The 13043-nt window shown below is 68.1% G+C and carries 10 protein-coding genes; 7 read left to right on the forward strand and 3 right to left on the reverse strand.

Annotated features, from left to right (window positions below):
- Positions 1 to 15: 15 nt before the first annotated feature.
- The 3 genes from mfd to ACUZUJ_RS06335 all read right to left on the reverse strand — a co-directional run bounded on the left by mfd (position 16) and on the right by ACUZUJ_RS06335 (position 5128).
- The gene (gene mfd / locus ACUZUJ_RS06325; RefSeq protein WP_119007071.1) at positions 16 to 3480 is read right to left on the reverse strand and encodes a transcription-repair coupling factor; all 3465 of its coding nucleotides are present in this window, start codon (positions 3478 to 3480) and stop codon (positions 16 to 18) included.
- Positions 3481 to 3629: 149 nt separating this feature from the next.
- Positions 3630 to 4175: a GNAT family N-acetyltransferase gene (locus ACUZUJ_RS06330; protein WP_004150340.1), complete on the reverse strand. Its 546-nt coding sequence runs from the start codon at positions 4173 to 4175 to the stop codon at positions 3630 to 3632.
- Between the two features lie 95 nt (positions 4176 to 4270).
- Positions 4271 to 5128, reverse strand: coding sequence for a 23S rRNA (adenine(2030)-N(6))-methyltransferase RlmJ (locus ACUZUJ_RS06335; protein WP_049446337.1), 858 nt, complete (start codon positions 5126 to 5128; stop codon positions 4271 to 4273).
- A gap of 35 nt (positions 5129 to 5163) precedes the next feature.
- On the opposite strand from ACUZUJ_RS06335, the gene creB reads away from it, so the two are divergent.
- From creB to ACUZUJ_RS06370, 7 genes are all read left to right on the forward strand, one after another.
- Positions 5164 to 5889 carry a two-component system response regulator CreB gene (creB, locus tag ACUZUJ_RS06340; protein ID WP_458220097.1) on the forward strand — a complete coding sequence of 242 codons (726 nt, stop codon included), beginning with the start codon at positions 5164 to 5166 and terminating at the stop codon, positions 5887 to 5889.
- A gap of 3 nt (positions 5890 to 5892) precedes the next feature.
- Complete coding sequence (creC, locus tag ACUZUJ_RS06345; RefSeq protein ID WP_458220096.1) at positions 5893 to 7353, forward strand: two-component system sensor histidine kinase CreC; 1461 nt, start codon at positions 5893 to 5895, stop codon at positions 7351 to 7353.
- A gap of 81 nt (positions 7354 to 7434) precedes the next feature.
- The gene (creD, locus tag ACUZUJ_RS06350; protein WP_101765162.1) at positions 7435 to 8754 is read left to right on the forward strand and encodes a cell envelope integrity protein CreD; all 1320 of its coding nucleotides are present in this window, start codon (positions 7435 to 7437) and stop codon (positions 8752 to 8754) included.
- A gap of 10 nt (positions 8755 to 8764) precedes the next feature.
- Positions 8765 to 9175: a hypothetical protein gene (locus ACUZUJ_RS06355; RefSeq protein ID WP_049446331.1), complete on the forward strand. Its 411-nt coding sequence runs from the start codon at positions 8765 to 8767 to the stop codon at positions 9173 to 9175.
- A gap of 127 nt (positions 9176 to 9302) precedes the next feature.
- Positions 9303 to 10895 carry a M20/M25/M40 family metallo-hydrolase gene (locus ACUZUJ_RS06360; RefSeq protein WP_119007065.1) on the forward strand — a complete coding sequence of 531 codons (1593 nt, stop codon included), beginning with the start codon at positions 9303 to 9305 and terminating at the stop codon, positions 10893 to 10895.
- A 154-nt stretch (positions 10896 to 11049) separates the two neighbouring features.
- Positions 11050 to 12453, forward strand: coding sequence for a glutamate--tRNA ligase (gltX, locus tag ACUZUJ_RS06365; RefSeq protein ID WP_458220095.1), 1404 nt, complete (start codon positions 11050 to 11052; stop codon positions 12451 to 12453).
- A gap of 34 nt (positions 12454 to 12487) precedes the next feature.
- Positions 12488 to 12979 (forward strand): Fur family transcriptional regulator, encoded by a 492-nt coding sequence (locus ACUZUJ_RS06370; protein ID WP_004150412.1) that lies wholly within the window; start codon positions 12488 to 12490, stop codon positions 12977 to 12979.
- Positions 12980 to 13043: the final 64 nt, after the last annotated feature.

Genomic DNA, 13043 nt, shown 5'->3' on the forward strand with positions numbered 1-13043 from the left:
GGTATTCGGGGGCGATCAACCCGGGGCGAGGGTGGTCAGAAGGGCGCGGGCCGCGTTGAAGCGGTCTTCCGGCAACGGCAGCGGGTGCTTGATGCGCAGCTTGTCGGGCCCTTCCATGGCGTACAGGTTCGGTTGTTTCTGGATCAGCTGGATCACCGCCATCGGGTCGATGTTCGGCTTGGACTCGAACACGATGCGGCCACCGTTCTCGCCCAGGTCGAGCTTGCGGATGCCCAGCGTGTTGGCTTTCAGCTTCAGCTCGGCGATGGCGAACAGGTGCTTGGCCGCATCCGGCAGCAGGCCGAAGCGGTCGATCATCTCCACCTGCAGCTCGCGCAGCGCATCGCTGTCGCGCGCGCTGGAAATGCGCTTGTACAGTGTCAGGCGGGTGTGCACGTCCGGCAGGTAGTCTTCCGGAATCAGCGCCGGCACATGCAGTTCGACCTCGGCACCGCGTACTTCCTCGCCGGCATCCAGGTCGGGCAGCTTGCCCTGCTTGATGCTGCGCACCGCGCGCTCCAGCAGTTCGGTGTACAGGCTGAAGCCGACCTCGGCCATCTGCCCGCTCTGGTCCTCGCCGAGCAGTTCACCGGCGCCGCGGATCTCCAGATCGTGCGTGGCCAGGGTGAAGCCGGCGCCGAGTTCGTCCATCGAGGCGATCGCTTCCAGGCGCTTCTCCGCATCCGGGGTGATCGAACGGCGGTCGGGCGCCACCAGGTAGGCGTAGGCGCGGTGGTGCGAACGACCGACGCGGCCACGCAGCTGGTGCAGCTGGGCCAGGCCGAAGCGGTCGGCGCGGTTGATGATGATGGTGTTGGCGTTGGGGATGTCGATGCCCGACTCGATGATCGTGGTCGACAGCAGCACGTTGAAGCGCTGCTTCTGGAAATCCAGCATCACCTTTTCCAGCTCGCGCTCGGGCATCTGGCCGTGGGCGATGCCGATGCGTGCCTCGGGCACCAGCTCGGACAGCTCGCGCTGCATGCGGCCGATGCTTTCCACGTCGTTGTGCAGGAAGTACAGCTGGCCACCACGCGCCAGCTCGCGCTGGAAGGCTTCGCGCAGCAGCGCGTTGTCCCACTGGGTGATGAAGGTCTGCACCGCCAGCCGGTTCGGCGGCGGCGTGGCGATGATCGACAGGTCGCGCAGGCCGGCCATCGCCATGTTGAGCGTGCGCGGGATCGGCGTGGCGGTCAGGGTCAGCAGGTGCACGTTGGCGCGCAGCGCCTTCAGTGCCTCCTTCTGGCGCACGCCGAAACGCTGCTCCTCGTCGACGATGACCATGCCCAGGTCCTTGAACTTCACGTCCGGCTGCAGCAGGCGATGGGTACCGACGATGACGTCGATGGTGCCGGCGGCGACCTTCTCCAGCTCGGCCTTGATTTCCTTCGTGGTCTTGAAGCGCGACAGCACCTCGACCTTCAGCGGGTAATCGGCGAAACGGTCGCGGAAGTTGCGGTAATGCTGTTCGGCCAGCAGCGTGGTCGGCACCAGTACGGCCACCTGCTTGCCGGCACTGGCGGCGGCGAATGCCGCACGCACCGCCACCTCGGTCTTGCCGAAGCCGACGTCGCCGCAGACCACGCGGTCCATCGGCTGGCTGCTGGCCAGGTCGCGCAGGGTGGCGTCGATCGCGGCCAGCTGGTCCGGCGTTTCCTCGAACGGGAAACCGGCGGCGAACGGCTCGTACATCGCGCGGTCCACCTGCAGTGCCAGGCCGGCACGCGCCTGGCGGCGGGCCTGGATCTCCAGCAGCTCGGCGGCGACGTCGCGCACCTTCTCGGCGGCCTTGCGCTTGGCCTTGCTCCACTGTTCGCCGCCCAGCGAATGCAGCGGCGCGGTTTCCGCCGACGCACCGGAGTAGCGGCTGATCAGGTGCAGCTGGGCGACCGGCACATACAGGCGGTCGCCCTTGGCATATTCGATTTCGAGGAACTCGCCGGGCATGCCCCCGACATCCATCGCGATCAGGCCACGATAGCGGCCGACGCCATGGTCCTCGTGCACGATCGGCGCGCCTTCGGTCAGCTCGCCGAGGTCACGGATGATCGCTTCCGGTTCGCGGCCGGCACGGCGCGTGCGGCGGGTGCTGCCGGCGCGCTCGGGGAACAGCTGGCGCTCGGTCAGCACCGCGATGCGCGGATCGTCCAGTGCGAAGCCATCTTCCAGCGGCGCCACCGCGATCGCGAAGCGCGCATCGTCGGCGAGGAAGCTGGGCAGGTCGGCCGCCACCGGCGGCTTCAACTCGGCGGCCTGCAGCACTTCCAGCAGCGCCTCGCGGCGGCCGGGCGAATCGGCGGCGATCAGCACCCGGCCCGGATAATGGCCGAGGAAGGATTTCAGCGCGTCGCCAGCGGGGGCCTCGCGCGCGGCCACCGGCAGCGGCGGCAGCGGCTGGTCGCCCAGCGCGTGCGCGTCGGCAATGCGTGCGTGGTCAGCCGACCACACCTCGATGCGCGGGGCATCGTTCAGGCGCTCGCGCAGCAGCTCCGGCGACAGGTACAGCGCCGACGGCGGCAGCAGCGGCCGTTCCACATCGTGGCGGCGCTGCTCATAACGCTCGCCGGTCTGCGCCCAGAACGCCTCGGCGGCTTCGCCGGCCCCGGCGCAGACCACCGGCAGGCTGCCGTCGGGCAGGTAGTCGAACAGGGTCGCGGTGCGTTCGAAGAACAGCGGCAGGTAGTACTCGACGCCGGCCGGGGCCAGCCCGGACTTCAGGTCCTGGTACAGAGAACTGCGCCGGGTATCGACATCGAAACGCTCGCGCAGCGTGGCCAGCACGCGGGCAATGCTGGCCTCGTCCATCGGCACTTCGCGGCCCGGCAGCATGTGCACCGCCTCGACCTTGTCCAGCGAACGCTGGCTTTCCGGATCGAAGGCACGGATCGAATCGATGTCCTCGTCCAGCAGCTCCACCCGCAGCGGCTCGTCGGCACCCATCGGGTACACGTCGAGCAGGCCGCCGCGCACAGCGAAGTCACCCGGGTCCATCACCTGCGGCACGTTGCGGTAGCCGGCGCTTTCCAGGCGGCGCTTCTCGGCCTCCAGGTCCAGGCGCTGGCCGACCTTCAGGTCGAAGCTGCCGCCGATCACGTAGCTGCGCGGGGCCAGCTGCTGCAGCAGGGTCTGCACCGGCACGATCACCAGGCCGCGCTTCAGCGCGGGCAGGCGGTGCAGGGCGGACAGTCGCTGCGAAATGATGTCCGGATGCGGGCTGAAGCGGTCGTAGGGCAGGGTTTCCCAGTCCGGGAAGGCGACCACCGGCAGGGCCGGGTCACCGCCGAGCAGGGTGTGCAGGTCGGCTTCGAGCTGGTTGGCACCGTGGTTGTCACGGGCGATCACCAGCAGGGGCGCGTCGTGCGCACGCGCGGCCTGGGCCAGGTACCAGGCCAGGGCGGTCGGCGATGCGGGGGCGCGCCACCAGGCGCGGAGCTGGCCGGCGCGCGGCAGCGGCGGGGCGGGGTATGAGGTACGCGACATGGACCCCGGATTTTAGCAGAAGCCCGATCGAAGCCCGGCGGATCGTGACGGCCGCTGGCCGGCGGCCTCATGCGCCGTTGGGGTAGCGGAATGCCGGCCAGCGGCCGGCACGACCGGGATGCATCGCCGGGCCATGCCCGGCGCAGCCTTCAGTTGTCCAGCTCCAGCACCATCCGCACCAGGCCTTCGGCACCGGTCGGGTGCGGCACCGGCTTGAAGCCCAGCGAGGCGGCCAGCTGCTTCATCGGCTCGTTCTCGGCGGCAACGTCGCCGTACAGGCGATCCAGGTACTTGCCGCGGCCCCACTTCACCAGCTTGCGCATCAGCTGCCGGCCCAGGCCCTGGCCAATGAGGAAGCGGCTGATCAGGATCGCGTACTCGGCTTCACGGGTGCCGGGGATGATCGAGGCCCGGGCGACCGCGCCGACCACCGCTTCACCAGCGGGCAGGGATTCGGCTGCGACCAGGGTGATCTCGGTCTTGGGATTCGGGTGGGTCAGGCGCTGGGTGGTTTCCGGCGAAAGCTCGGTCACCGCCTGCAGGAAACGATCACGGATTTCTTCCGGCCCGAACAGGCTGAACGCTGCTTGCAGCGGCGCGCCATCTTCCGGCCGGATGGGGCGGATCAGCAGCTCGTGGCCGCTGGGAGCCTTGAAGATCTCATGCCAGGGCGGCATGCGGTTGCGAGTGGCCATACCGGGTGATTCCTTGGTGGTCCATCGATTGTGGCATCACCGGGGCTGCATTCCGTGAACGAAAGGCTCACGGCGGTACAGCCTCGTGAAGGCCGTTATTCGGGGGCTTTGAGCCAATCCAGGCGGGTGCTGGCCCCGGGTTCGCCCAGGTGCTGGCGCAGCGCCGGCAGGGCCGGGCCGACCACCCGGTCGAACTGCCACGGCGGGTTGAGCAGCAGCATGCCGCTGCCGTTGAGGCGCAGCGGCGAGTCGTCCGGGCGCACCAGGAACTCGATCGTCATCGCCGATTTCACCGGCAGGGCGGTGGCCTTGCGCAGGAAGTGCAGGATGGTGCGACGCTGCTTGATCGGGAACCACACCGCGCAGGTGGCCTGCGGCCAGCGTGCCAGGGTCTCGGCCAGCGCGGCCAGGACGGCCTGGTATTCGGCGTCCTGGGCCTCGTAGGGCGGGTCGATCAGCACCAGGCCACGGCCGATCTTGCTGCCGTTGAACTTCGGCGGCAGCAGCGAACGCAGCAGCGCGTAGCCATCGCCGGGGCGCACGTCGACGCGGCTGTCATGGGCGAACAGGGCCTTCAGCGTGGCCGTTTCGGCTTCCTGCAGCTCGCAGACCGCCATGCGGTCCTGCGCGCGCATCGCCTGTGCGCTCAGCAGCGGTGAGCCCGGGTAGTTGGTCAGCGCGCCGACCGGATTGTCGGCCTGCACCGCCTTCAGGTAGCGCTCGACCACCTCGGGCAGCTTGGGCTGGGCCATCAAGCGCATGATCCCGGATTCGGCCTCCAGGGTCTTGCGGCTCTCTTCGCTGGCCAGCAGGTAACGGCCGGCACCGCCGTGGGTGTCGAGCACGAAGAACGGGCTGTCCTTGCGCTTGAAGCTGTCGATCAGGGCCAGCTGCACGATGTGCTTGAGCACATCGGCGTGGTTGCCGGCATGGAAGGCGTGGCGATAGTTCATGGGCGGCAGTGTACGGGGCGGCGGCCGCAGCGGCTATGCTGCGCGCCATGACAGCTCCTGTTGCCCATGTCCTGGTGGTCGAGGACGAAGCCGCCATCGCCGAAACCGTGCTCTATGCGCTGCGCAGCGAAGGCTATGCCGCCAGCCACTGCCTGCTGGGCGGCGAGGCCCTGCAACGGCTGCAGGCCGGCGATATCGACGTGGTGGTGCTGGACGTGGGCCTGCCCGACCTGGGCGGTTTCGAGGTCTGCCGGCGGCTGCGCGCGCAGCCCGGGCCGGCGGCACAGCTGCCGGTGATCTTCCTGACCGCCCGCAACGATGAAGTGGACCGCGTGCTCGGCCTGGAACTGGGCGCCGACGATTACATGACCAAGCCGTTCTCGCCGCGCGAGCTGGTGGCGCGGGTGCGTGCGCGCCTGCGCCGTGCGGCACCGGCCGTCGCAGCGCCCCGCGCGGACGCCGGCTGGCAGGAACACGGGGCGTTCGCCATCGACCGCGAAGGCCGGCGCATCCGCTTCCGCGGCCATGCGCTGGACCTGACCCGCTACGAATACGCGTTGCTGGAAGCGCTGCTGCAGCGCCCGGGGGCCATCCTCAGCCGCACGCAGCTGATGGACCGGGGCTGGGACAGCAGTGCCGACAGCGCCGACCGCACCGTCGACACCCATGTAAAGACGCTGCGCGCCAAGCTGCGTGCGGCCGGTGCCAGCGACGACCCGATCCGCACCCACCGTGGCCTCGGCTACGCGCTGGAGGTCTAGCCGATGCGCCTGGTACTGAAGCTGTTCCTGGGCTTCTTCCTGATCACCGGCATCGCGGCCTTCTTCGTAATGCGCGTGTTCGTCAACGAGGTGAAGCCGGGTGTGCGCCAGGCGATGGAATCGACCCTGGTCGATGCGGCCAACGTGCTGGCCGAGATGGCCGCCGCCGACGTCAAGGACGGCACCATCCGCAGCGGCAGCTTCACCCGCAACCTGGCCAAGGCGCGGCAGCGCGACCTGAAGGCGATGGTCTGGCGTTTTCCCAAGCGCTCGCTGGATTACCGGGTGACCATCACCGATGCCAGGGGCATCGTCATCTACGATTCGCTGGGCCGCGACCTTGGGCGTGACAATTCGCGCTGGAACGATGTCTACCGCACCCTGCGTGGCGAGTACGGCGCCCGCTCCAGCCCCGAGACTGGCGGCGAAGAGGGCGACACGGTGATGCATGTGGCGGCCCCGGTATACGACCCGGCCGACGGGCGCACCCTGATCGGCGTGCTCAGCCTGGCCCAGCCCAACCGCAGCATCGATCCGTTCATTGCTGCAAGCCAGCGCGCCATCATCGAGCGCGGCGCCTGGTTGATCGGGCTGTCGGCGCTGGTCGGCGTGCTGGTGACGATGTGGCTCACCACCGGCCTCGGCCAGCTCAGCCGCTATGCACGCGCGGTCACCGCCGGCGAACCGGTGCCACCGCCACGGCGGCGACGCGACGAGATCGGCGATCTCGGCCAGGCGCTGGAAACCATGCGCCGCAAGCTGGAAGGCAAGGCCTACGTTGAACAGTACGTGCAGTCACTGACGCACGAAATGAAGAGCCCGCTGGCGGCGATCCGCGGTGCCGCCGAGCTGCTGCAGGAGCCGCTGCCCGAGGCGGATCGCGTGCATTTCGCGCGCAGCATCGTTGATCAACAGGAGCGGCTGACCGAGACCATCGACAAGCTGCTGGCGCTGGCGGAAGTGGAACAGCACGGCTGGCTGCAGACCCGCGATCCGATCGCGCTGCCAACCTTGCTGGCCGATGCGGCAGCGGCGGCGCAGGTGCGTGCGCAGGCGGCCGGCGTGCAGGTCCGCATTGGCAGCGTGCCCGACCTTCGGGTGCAGGGCGACGCCTATCTGTTGCGGCAGGCGTTGCACAACCTGATCGACAACGCCATTGCCTTCTCGCCGCCCGGCGCGGAGATCGCGCTGCAGGCCGAGGTGGACGGGCAGGGCGTGCGCCTGCAGGTAGCGGATCGCGGTGCCGGCATTCCCGACTACGCGCGCGAACGGGTGTTCGAACGCTTCTATTCGCTGGCCCGCCCCGGCAGCGGCCGGCGCAGTTCCGGTCTGGGCCTGCCGTTCGTGCAGGAGGTCGCGCGCCTGCATGACGGCCGCGCCAGCCTCGACGCCCGCGATGGCGGTGGTACCGTGGCCAGCCTGTGGCTGCCGTTGGCACTGCCGGGCCAGCGTCCGCGCCGCTGACTTCACACTCGCTTCAAATTCGCCACAAACCCTGCTCACCGCAGCGGTCCATCCTGCAGCCCTCTCCAACGAGGATGGACCATGAAATCCCTGAAGATGCTGCTGAGGTTCGCCATTGTCGGCGGGCTGATCCTGTTGTTGCTGGTGCCGCTGATGATGATCCGCGGGGTCATCACCGAGCGCAGCCAGTACCGCGACGAGGCCTTTGCGCGAGTGGCCGACAGCCGTGCCGGCACGCAGCAGCTGGTGGGCCCGGTGCGGGTGGTGCCGTGGGTGGAACGCAAGCAGGTCGAGGTGGTTGACGCCCAGGGCAGCAAGAAGATCGAGGAGCAGGTCACCGAGGGCCACTGGCTGCAGATGCCAGCGTCGCTGGAGGTGGGCGGCGAGATGCTGCCGAGCCAGCGCGAAGTCGGCCTGTTCAAGGTGCCGGTGTACAGCTGGAACGGCCAGCTGAAGGCCACCTTCGCAGCAGACGACTATCCATCGAAGAGCGGCCGCAGCTACGGCGAGCCCTATGTAGCGCTGGGTGTTTCCGATGTGCGTGGCCTGGTCGGCACGCCGAACCTGCGCGTGGACGGCAAGCAGCTGCGGTTGCTGCCTGGCGTTGGTGCGGCCAGCGAAATCGGCCGTGGCCTGCATGCGCCGGTGAGCGGTCTTGCCTCGGATCAGGGCCTCTCCCTGGCTGCCAGCACCATCGAACTGGAGCTGCGCCTGGACGGCAGCCGCATGCTGTCGGTGGTGCCAGTGGGCGATGACACCCGCATCGCGCTGCGTTCGAGCTGGCCGCACCCGTCGTTCAGCGGCGCCTTCCTGCCCAACGAGCGGCGCGTCGATGCACAGGGCTTCGATGCACGCTGGGCCGTGTCCTCGCTGGCCTCCGACGCACAGCGCCAGCTGCGCAGCGAGGGGCCGATCGATTCGCAGGCGGTGACGGTGTCGCTGGTCGATCCGGTCGATACCTATACCCAGGCCGACCGCGCCTCGAAGTATGGCGTGCTGTTCGTGCTGCTGACCTTCGTCGGCTTCATTTTGTTCGAGCTGATCAAGTCGCTGCGCATCCACCCGCTGCAGTACCTGATGGTCGGCCTGGCGCTGGCGATCTTCTTCCTGCTGCTGATCAGCCTGTCCGAGCACATCGCGTTCTGGAAGGCCTACCTGGTCTCGGCCGTGGCCTGTATCGGCCTGCAGGCGGTGTACCTGGCCAATGTGCTGGGCCACTGGAAGCGCGGCCTCGGCTTCGCTGCGCTGCTGACCGTGCTGTACGGCGCGCTGTATGGCCTGCTGGTGTCGGAGAACAACGCGCTGCTGATGGGGTCGCTGCTGCTGTTCGTGATCCTGGCGCTGGCGATGTGGGTGACCCGCCGGGTCGATTGGTACGCGCTTGGCGCGGACCTGAAGTAAGGAGCACGCCATGAGCTGGCGCCAGGGATTGCGGCAACGGGCACGGCAGGGCATTCCGGCCCTGCTGGAAGTGGATGCACTGCTGCAGGCACATGGCGTGCTGGCGGCCCTGCCGGGGGCACGGATCGCCCCCGGCCTGGTCCGCTTCCAGCTGGCCGCGGTGACCTGCGAGGGATTGCAGGGCAAGGGCCTGGCCTGGTTGCAGGGCGCGCGGCAGGGACGCGGTGCGCTGGCGGGGAAGGTGCCGCGCTACCGGCCATGGAAGGCCGGGGCGGACGCACTGACCGAAATCGGCATCGGTGGCCTGCCCGATGACTGGCCGGCGCATGCGGCGGTATACGGCTGCAGCAGCATCGACCGGCGGCACTGGTTGCTGCTGCTGCCGGAGCGGGCGCAGTTGTGGCTGGGCTGGAGTGGGTGATTCGGCAGTTCATCCACGCATGGCGTGGATCTACTGTCGCTGTCCATGACCGATGGGACGGTATCGGCGCGCCCCTGCTGGCTAGACTCGATGGGTTGATGAGCAGGCCGGAAGGCAGGGGTGTGATGTGTTGAAGTGGGGCGTGCTGGCCGTAGCGCTGGCGATGGGTGGCAATGCAGCGGCGCAGCAGCGCGAAACGGTGGACCTGGACATGGTCAGCCGCATCCGCCAGGAGGCCTTCCATCGTTCGCAGGTGATGGACACCTTCAGCTATCTCACCGAACGCATCGGCCCACGGCTGACCAACTCGCCGGCGATGGGCCGGGCCAACGCGTGGACCCGCGGCAAGTTCAACGAATGGAAGCTGGACAACGTCCACGACGAAGCCTTCGATGACTTCGGCCGTGGCTGGGAGTTCACCTCGGCCAGCGTGGAAATGCTGGGTGACCGCATCCAGCCGCTGCACGCGCTGCCGAAGGCGTGGACGCCGGGCACCCAGGGCCCGGTTGAAGGCGAGCTGGTGCAGGTCGAGATCAAGAAGCCCGAAGACATCGAGAAGTACCGCGGCAAGCTGCGTGGCAAGATCCTGTTGCTGGGCGAAGCGCGCGAATACAAGCGCGGCACCGAGCCGGATTCCCATCGGCATGACGCGACCTCGCTGGAAGGCCTGCAGGAGTTCACCCTGCCGAAGGACCAGGACGCCACCGCCGAGCGCGCCAAGCGGGTCAAGGAGTACCAGGAACGCCAGCAGCTGGCGGCCAAGGTCAATGCGTTCTTCGTCGAAGAGGGCGCGCTGGCCTCGATCAGCATCAGCAGCTGGGACAATGGCATCATCCGCGTTGCCGGCGGCGGCTCGCGCAAGGCCGGCGAGCCGGTGGGCATCCCCGAGCTGGCGATGATCAGCGAGCACTTCAATCCGCTGGTGCGCGCGCTGAAGGCCAAGCAGAGCGTGCGCCTGCGCGTGGATGTGGCCGCGCGCTTCACCGATGAAGCCGACCAGCCGGGCTACAACACGCTGGCCGAGATCCGCGGCAGCAGCAAGCCCGATGAAGTGGTGATGATCGGTGCGCACCTGGATTCCTGGCACAGCGGCACCGGCGCGGCCGACAACGCCGCCGGCGTGGCGGTAATGATGGAGGCCATGCGCATCCTCAAGGCCACCGGCGCCAGGCCCAAGCGCACCATCCGCGTGGCGCTGTGGAGCGGCGAGGAGCAGGGCCTGATCGGCTCGCAGGCCTATGTGGCCAAGCATTTCGGCCGGTTCCCGGAGCCCACCGACCCGGCGCAGAAGGCGCTGCCGGCCTCGCTGCGCGAACCGACCGGCGCGCTGCAGAAGACCCGCGATTACAGCAAGTTCCAGGTCTACTTCAACATGGACAACGGCTCGGGCCGCTTCCGTGGCATCTACGCGCAGGAAAACCTGGCGGCGATGCCGATCTTCGAAGCCTGGCTGGCCCCGTTCCATGACGTCGGCGCCACCACCGTGGCCACCCGCAACACCGGCAGCACCGACCACATCAGCTTCGACCGCATCGGCCTGCCGGGCTTCCAGTTCATCCAGGACCGGCTGGACTACTTCACCAATGTCCACCACAGCCACCTGGACACCTGGGACCACGCCGAACCGGAAGACCTGAAGCAGGCCGCGGCCATCGTCGCCTCGTTCGCCTACAACGCCGCGATGCGCGAGCAGTCCTTCCCGCGCAAGGTAGAACCGTAAAAAGGGGACGGAGGGGATTAAGTCGTATCTCCCCTCCGTTTCCCGGTTGCAGGCCCAGCGGCTGGGCAATCGCGACTTAATCCCCTCCGTCCCCTTTTTCCGTCGGGGGCGGCGGGCTGGTAAAATCGGGGGATTCCCGTTCATCGAGCCGTCCATGACCTGCCGCACCCGCTTCGCCCCCAGTCCCACCGGCTACCTGCACATCGGTGGTGCCCGCACCGCGCTGTACTGCTGGCTGGAGGCCCGCCACCGTGGCGGCGAGTTCGTGCTGCGCATCGAGGACACCGACCGTGAACGCAGCACCCAGGGCGCGATCGACGCCATCCTGGAAGCGATGGAGTGGCTGGGCCTGGACTACGACGAAGGCCCGATCTACCAGACCGACCGCGTCGCCCGTTACCAGGAAGTGGCCGAGCAGCTGATCGCCGACGGCAAGGCCTACTACGCCTACGAAACCCGCGAAGAGCTGGACGCGATGCGCGAGGCCGCCATGGACAGGCAGGAAAAGCCACGCTACAACGGCGCTGCACGCGAACTGGGCCTGCCGTACAAGGACGACCCGAACCGGGTCATCCGCTTCAAGAACCCGCTGGAAGGCACGGTGGTGTTCGACGACCTGATCAAGGGCCGCATCGAGATCGCCAACAGCGAGCTGGATGACATGGTCATCTTCCGCCCGGACGGCTACCCCACCTACAACTTCGCGGTGGTGGTGGACGACTGGGACATGGGCATCACCGAGGTCATCCGCGGCGACGACCACATCAACAACACCCCGCGGCAGATCAACCTGTACGAAGGCATCGGTGCGCCGGTGCCGAAGTTCGGCCACATGCCGATGATCCTCGACGAGCAGGGTGCCAAGCTGTCCAAGCGCACCGGCGCGGCCGACGTGATGCAGTACAAGGACGCCGGCTACCTGCCCGATGCGCTGCTGAGCTACCTGGCCCGCCTGGGCTGGTCGCACGGTGACCAGGAGCTGTTCAGCCGCCAGGAACTGATCGATCTGTTCGACGTGAAGGACTGCAACTCCAAGGCCTCGCGCCTGGACATGGCCAAGCTGGGCTGGGTCAACCAGCACTTCCTGAAGACGGAGGACGTGGCCGCCATCGTCCCGCACCTGGTCTACCAGCTGCAGAAGCTGGGCCTGGACGTGGCCGCCGGCCCCACCCCGGAGGACGTGGTGATCGCCCTGCGTGAACGCGTGCAGACCCTGAAGGAAATGGCCGAGAAGGCCGTGGTCTGGTACCAGCCGCTGACCGAGTACGACGAAGCGGCGGTGGCCAAGCACTTCAAGGCCGGTGCCGAGGTGGCGCTGGGCAAGGCCCGCGAGCTGCTGGCAGCGTTGCCGGAGTGGACCGCCGAGTCGGTGGGCGTCGCCCTGCACGATGCGGCCGCAGCGCTGGAGATCGGCATGGGCAAGGTCGCCCAGCCGCTGCGCGTGGCCATCACCGGCACCCAGGTCAGTCCTGACATTTCCCATACCGTGTATCTGGCCGGCCGCGAGCAGGCCTTGAAACGCATTGATGTGGCCATCACCAAGGTAGCAACGGCCTGAGGCATCCTTGCCAGGCCCGAACCGGAGAACACGCATGCCCGCCAAGACCGCCACTGCCTGTACCGCCCCGCACCACCACGTCCACGACGCGTCGGATTTCGTGGCGGTGGTCGAGCGTGTCTCGCGCGAACGCGGGCTGCGCCTGACCCCGATCCGCGCCAACGTGCTGAAGCTGATCGCCGAGGCCGGCAAGCCGGTCAAGGCCTACGAGCTGCTGGAATGGGTGCGCAACGGCAAGGGCGTGGGTGCTGATGCCCCGCCCACCGTATACCGCGCGCTGGACTTCCTGATGGCCAATGGCTTCGTGCACAAGCTGGAGTCGGTGAATGCCTTCGTGGCCTGCCACCATCCCAGCAGTGCCGCGCACTCGGTGCCGTTCCTGATCTGCAACAGCTGCCACAGCGCGGTGGAACTGGAAGACCGCGAGATCGTCACCCAGCTGGAGAAGCGCGCCAAGGAGCTGGGCTTCCAGCCGCAGGCGCAGACCCTGGAAGTGCACGGCCTCTGCGCCCGCTGCGCGGGGTAAGGGGGGCGTGCTGATGCAAATTTCTTTGGAAAACGCTACCGTTGCCCCAAGAAGCTGTCGCCGC

Source organism: Stenotrophomonas sp. S4 (assembly GCF_054187805.2).

Coding starts and splice junctions, on each gene's coding strand:
- creC (WP_458220096.1), top strand. CDS start 5,893: ATGCGCCTGGTACTGAAGCTGTTCCTGGGCTTCTTCCTGATCACCGGC.
- creD (WP_101765162.1), top strand. CDS start 7,435: ATGAAATCCCTGAAGATGCTGCTGAGGTTCGCCATTGTCGGCGGGCTG.
- ACUZUJ_RS06370 (WP_004150412.1), top strand. CDS start 12,488: ATGCCCGCCAAGACCGCCACTGCCTGTACCGCCCCGCACCACCACGTC.
- creB (WP_458220097.1), top strand. CDS start 5,164: ATGCTGCGCGCCATGACAGCTCCTGTTGCCCATGTCCTGGTGGTCGAG.
- mfd (WP_119007071.1), bottom strand. CDS start 3,480: ATGTCGCGTACCTCATACCCCGCCCCGCCGCTGCCGCGCGCCGGCCAG.
- gltX (WP_458220095.1), top strand. CDS start 11,050: ATGACCTGCCGCACCCGCTTCGCCCCCAGTCCCACCGGCTACCTGCAC.
- ACUZUJ_RS06330 (WP_004150340.1), bottom strand. CDS start 4,175: ATGGCCACTCGCAACCGCATGCCGCCCTGGCATGAGATCTTCAAGGCT.
- ACUZUJ_RS06355 (WP_049446331.1), top strand. CDS start 8,765: ATGAGCTGGCGCCAGGGATTGCGGCAACGGGCACGGCAGGGCATTCCG.
- ACUZUJ_RS06335 (WP_049446337.1), bottom strand. CDS start 5,128: ATGAACTATCGCCACGCCTTCCATGCCGGCAACCACGCCGATGTGCTC.